The following is a 5,230-nucleotide window of genomic DNA, read 5'->3' as shown; positions in this document are numbered from 1 at the left end:
GTCTGGTTGTTGGTGTCTGGTTACTGGTTGATGGTGACTGGTGATTGGTGATTGGTTACTGGTGACTGGTGACTGGTGACTGGTGACTGGTGACTGGTGACTGGGAAAGAAAATTTTAGATTTTAGATTTTAGATTTTAGATTGGAATTGACAAAAACAATCCAAAATCCAAAATCCAAAATCTAAAATAAGTAACTCCTGACTCCTGCTGTATTTATTATGAATTACCAAATGATGCCTACACGCAAAACACTGTCAAAATCTGACGTTGAAATCTCTTACTTGGAATGGAACAAAGGTCAAAACCCATTGCTGTTATTACATGGTATGGCTGATAATGCTTGGGTTTGGTCGAGTTTAGGAGATTATTTAGCGGCTGATTACCATATAATTGCCCCAGATATGCGTGGTCATGGTGAGAGTAGTAAACCAGAGAAAGATTATAGTTTTGAAAGTGCGATCGCTGACCTAGAAGCATTAATGGAACAACTGGGATGGAATGCTGCTCATGTTGTCAGTCATTCTTGGACAGGTAAACTAGCTGCTATTTGGGCGCGACAAAACCCAAAACGCTTAAAAAGTATCACTTTGGTAGATCCAATTTTCATCTGGAAAATGCCCAGTTTACTAAAATTAACTTTTCCTTTGTTGTATAAAGTTCTACCATTCTTAAAAACTATGGGACCATTTACCAGTTACGAAGAAGCGGAACAACAAATCAAACAACTAAGTCAATTTCAAGACTGGAGTGCTGTACAGCAACAAGTTTTTCAAGCGGGAATAGAACAAAAACCCGATGGAACTTGGGGTAGTAAATTTACAATTTCTGCCCGTGATGGTATTTTTGATGCAGTCTTAGAAGTACCAGGTTTTATTACTCCTGTTGATACACCTGCCCTCTTTATTCAACCAGAAAAAGGAGTAAACCGCCAAGATTGGCAAATTAAACCCTACAAAACCAACCTGAAAAACCTCACCTTTAAAAAATTACCTGGAAATCATTGGCCATTTCTAACCAAACCAGCAGAATTTAATCAAACTGTCGCCGAATTTTTAGCAAGACAAAAATGAAGGAGTCAGGAGTCTGGATTCAGAATAATTTTAGATTTTAGATTTTAGATTGGAGTTGACAGAAACAATCACCAATCACCAATCACCAATCACCAATCACCAATCACCAATCATGAGTCTCTGTATAAATCCTATTTGTCCTCAACCTAACCACCCAGATAATGATGAAAACCGCTTTTGTCAAAGTTGCGGTTCTCAATTAGAATTATTAGGACGTTATCGAGTTTTACGTTTACTAAGTGATAAAACTGGGTTTAGTAAAGTTTATGAAGCTTACCAACAAGACACACCAAAAATTCTCAAAATCCTCAAAGAAGAATTAGCTAACGATAGCAAAGCGGTTTCTTTATTTCAACAAGAAGTAGAAGTTTTAGGACAATTAAAACATCCTGGTATTCCCCAAGCAGAAGAATATTTTACCTATCAAACCAGAGCAGGTTTAACCCTGCATTGTATGGTAATGGAAAAAATCGAAGGACCGAATTTAGAACAATGGTTAAAACAACAACAAAACCGCCCCATTTCTGAAAGTCAAGCAATAGCTTGGTTAAAACAACTAGCCGAAATTTTATTATTAGTACATAACCAACAATATTTACATAGAGATATTAAACCATCTAATATAATGATTCGTCCAGATGGACAATTAGTATTAATTGATTTTGGCACAGCCAGAGAAATTACAAAAACCTATATTGCTAATAATGGCAGCATGACATCTATTTCTTCTTCTGGTTATAGTCCCAGAGAACAAATGAATGGTCAAGCATTGCCCCAATCAGATTTTTTTGCATTAGGACGCACCTTTGTATTTTTATTAACAGGATGTCAACCTGCTCAATTATATGATGCTCATTTAGATATTTTAAACTGGCGACATTTAGCAAATCATGTTTCCCCATACCTATTAAATTTTATTGATTGGTTAATGGCAAATGAACTTAATAAACGTCCTGAAAATGCCAGAGAAATCCTAGATAAATTAACAGAATTAGAAAATATATATACAGGAAGTAACGTAGCCACAGTCAATATAGTAGGTGGTTTAAAAACAGAAATAGTCACACCAACAACCACAACCAAAAATACAATTAAACCTCCCGAAAAACAACCCGAAAAATTACCCTTATTAGCCTTATTTACCGCCTTAATATGTTCCTTATTATTATTATGGACAGTAGCACTGGCAAACAGAAATAATAAATTTACCGTTGTTCCTGCTGACTATGGACAAGCACCGGTTAAAAAAGGACAAGTTGATTATTTTCCTTATGAAGAAGGGAAAGACAGTCAAGGGAAAGTAGCAGAATTTAACATAGCAGTTTTATCAGTAGAATATAAATGGCAACTAGGCAGCACCTTTCAAATTAAACATAACGATGAAATTATTAACCTTGAGGCTTTAAAAACTCGGTTAGAAGCAGAAGGAATACAGAGAATAATGGAAAATCCCAGTGAAATTATTTCTGTAGGTACAGCTTCCTGTGAAGGTGATGTGAACACAGAACAAAGTAGAGCGTTAGAACGTTCAAAGCAAATTCAATTATTAGCGAAACAATTATTTAGTAATACATCAAGTGTTCAAGGTTATAGATTATTAAACTTAGGACAATTTCAGAGAAAAGACTGTCAAGCAAATCAAGATTCTACAGCTTATCAACGCAGTATCATTATTATTGGAGTCAAAAAACAAGACGAGGGAGTAATATTAGATGAAGCACTCAGAGATAGATTAGAGAAAAAACCCTTTGCGGATTTTAAACTAGAAGATTATTCACTAGGTGCAGCAGATAAATTTAAAACAATTCCTAGTAATTTATAATCTTTCTTACTCTGCGTTCTCTGCACCTCTGCGGTAAATAAATCTGATAAAACTTATGGTCAAAAAAGCAGATATTAGCACCAAAAAACTTATTAGCTAACTTTCAATTTTCAATTTTCAATTTTCAATTTTTCATGCTCCCATTCCCGAATAACGCTTTAAACCTGCACGCCATAACAAGCGATTTGCACCTAAAAAGATCATAAACCAAGCTATAATTGATAAAAATCCTCTGGTTAAATCTACAGGTAAACCTACTAAAATACTAGCAGGGAAATTAATTAAATAAGGAAATGGTGTCATCATGGCAATATTTCGCACTGCTTCGGGAAAAACTTCTAAAGGTGCAATCATACCTGATAAAAACAGAAAAAATAAAAACCAAAAGGTTTCTAAAGCTGTAGCTCTTTCTGTCCAAAATGCTAACATTGCTAAGGTATATTGAATTAAAAATCTTAACGCAAAAGCCAGCAATGCAGCTAAGATAAATAACAATAAGTTAGGTAAAGTCGGTATCCAAAAAGCTTGGGGATATAAGATAAAAAAGAATCCTATTAATAGAAATACAAAAGGAAGTCGAGCAAATCTTTCAGAAATATGTCCAGCGAGATGATGAAATACTGGATCTATGGGTTGTAATAAGCGAGGTGAAAGTTTACCTTCTACTACTTGTTTTTCAAATTCAAAAATCACCCAAACAACTGTCAGTTGTCTAGCCAGAAAAACTGCGAAAAAGTAACGGGCAAAATCTAATGAATTTAAACTAAAATTTCCTCCTGCGGCGGCTTTTATCCAGACTCCCATGAGAATAATTGGTAAAGAACCAGATAATACCCATAATATGAGTTCTGAGCGATATTCTACCATATAGGCATAATATACAGTGAGCAAGGTTTGGATTTTTTTTAAAGGTTTTTTCATAGATATTTTACTCAAATTTTCTTATTAACTATTCCTGATTAAACTGTCACCTGTCAGCTATTAAACAAAACCTGCTTGAAAAACTCTACCAATTACTTCTTCTATTGGTGGTTCTGTGACTGTTAAATCAATAATGTCTAAATCAGCTAAAATTTTTGAAACGGTGCGAGTCAGTGCTTCTCTTTCAACTATAAATTTAACTTTTCTCCCTTCTAAAAGTTGAATATCACCATAAGAAGTTAATTTTTCCGCTGGTAATGGTTGGGATAATTCTACATCAATTTCTCGATAGGGTGCGAATTTTTCTAAGAGTCTATCTAAGCTACCATCATACATTAATTTTCCTTGGTGAATTAATAGCACTCGTTGACACAAAGCGGTAATATCTGCCATGTAATGGCTTGTTAATAATACTGTTGCTTGATAAAGTTGATTGTATTCTCGTAAAAAGTCACGCACTCCTACTTGAGCATTTACATCTAGTCCTAAAGTTGGTTCGTCTAAAAATAAAACTTGGGGACGATGTAAAAGTGCGGCTAATAGTTCTGCTTTCATTCTTTCACCTAATGAAAGTTTTCTGACGGGTTGATTTAGTTTACCTCCTAGTGATAACATTTCTGTTAATTCACCAACTCGTCGATGAAATTCCTTATCAGAAATGTTGTAAACTGCGGCGTTAATTTTTAAGGAATCTATTGCTGGTAAGTCCCATAGTAATTGCTGTTTTTGTCCCATGACTAGGGTGATTTTTTGTAGGAATGCTTCTTGACGACGAAAGGGAGTTAAACCAGCAACTTGAACTTGGCCACTAGAAGGATGAATTAAACCGGTCAGCATTTTTAAAGTTGTGGTTTTACCAGCACCGTTAGGTCCTAAAAAACCGACTACTTCCCCTGGTTCGATGGTAAAGGTAACATCTTGAACCGCGTTAATATTACGATATTTACGGCGAAAAAAGTGGTTAATTGTCCCAATAATTCCTGACTCTTTAATGGCGACTGGATAGGATTTACAAAGTTTTTCTGCTATAATTATTGACATAAAAAATTATTTCCTTGTATTTTATATATTGTATTCTTTCGGCTTTTTGGTTGCTGCATACTACTAATATAGCGTTTCCCAGTCTAATAGACATCTCCAGAAAAGAAATTATGGAACTTATTTATGGGGGCAGGGCGAAGCATTTGGGATAAGCTGTTGTGCATTTAATTTGTATAAGTGGAACAGGCATCTTGCCTGTTAAACAAGAGTTCAGAATATTAGGATTATACAATTTAGCTGTGTAACAGCTTATTTAGGGTTTGCTGAATAAACCTAAAACCTTGATATATCAAAGGTTAGAGGCTGATAAACACAGAAATTAGTGCAAGGGTTTTGAAGGGTATACCGGAAAAAGTGTGCATTTTTTGGGATTTC

At 35.0% G+C, this 5,230-nt stretch carries 4 protein-coding genes; 2 read left to right on the top strand and 2 right to left on the bottom strand.

The genetic code is table 11. The features are described from left to right. Positions 1 to 234 precede the first annotated feature (234 nt). The gene (locus FFR48_RS25070; RefSeq protein WP_137669242.1) at positions 235 to 1,071 is read left to right on the top strand and encodes an alpha/beta fold hydrolase; all 837 of its coding nucleotides are present in this window, start codon (positions 235 to 237) and stop codon (positions 1,069 to 1,071) included. Between the two features lie 112 nt (positions 1,072 to 1,183). Further along, on the top strand, positions 1,184 to 2,893 hold the full coding sequence (locus FFR48_RS25065; RefSeq protein WP_137669241.1) for a serine/threonine-protein kinase: 1,710 nt from the start codon (positions 1,184 to 1,186) through the stop codon (positions 2,891 to 2,893). Positions 2,894 to 3,025: 132 nt separating this feature from the next. Here the strand turns inward: FFR48_RS25065 and FFR48_RS25060 are convergent, their stop codons facing one another. After that, complete coding sequence (locus FFR48_RS25060; protein WP_096566932.1) at positions 3,026 to 3,814, bottom strand: ABC transporter permease; 789 nt, start codon at positions 3,812 to 3,814, stop codon at positions 3,026 to 3,028. 60 nt (positions 3,815 to 3,874) lie between these two features. Beyond that, on the bottom strand, positions 3,875 to 4,855 hold the full coding sequence (locus FFR48_RS25055) for an ABC transporter ATP-binding protein (RefSeq protein ID WP_137669240.1): 981 nt from the start codon (positions 4,853 to 4,855) through the stop codon (positions 3,875 to 3,877). Positions 4,856 to 5,230: the final 375 nt, after the last annotated feature.

Origin of the sequence: Sphaerospermopsis reniformis, assembly GCF_005402885.1 — a bacterium.
GTDB classification, from domain to species: domain Bacteria; phylum Cyanobacteriota; class Cyanobacteriia; order Cyanobacteriales; family Nostocaceae; genus Sphaerospermopsis; species Sphaerospermopsis kisseleviana.
Note: the sequence above shows the minus strand (reverse complement) of the source record. Positions and strands in the feature narration are given on the sequence as shown.

Coding starts and splice junctions, on each gene's coding strand:
- FFR48_RS25060 (WP_096566932.1), bottom strand. CDS start 3,814: ATGAAAAAACCTTTAAAAAAAATCCAAACCTTGCTCACTGTATATTAT.
- FFR48_RS25065 (WP_137669241.1), top strand. CDS start 1,184: ATGAGTCTCTGTATAAATCCTATTTGTCCTCAACCTAACCACCCAGAT.
- FFR48_RS25070 (WP_137669242.1), top strand. CDS start 235: ATGCCTACACGCAAAACACTGTCAAAATCTGACGTTGAAATCTCTTAC.
- FFR48_RS25055 (WP_137669240.1), bottom strand. CDS start 4,855: ATGTCAATAATTATAGCAGAAAAACTTTGTAAATCCTATCCAGTCGCC.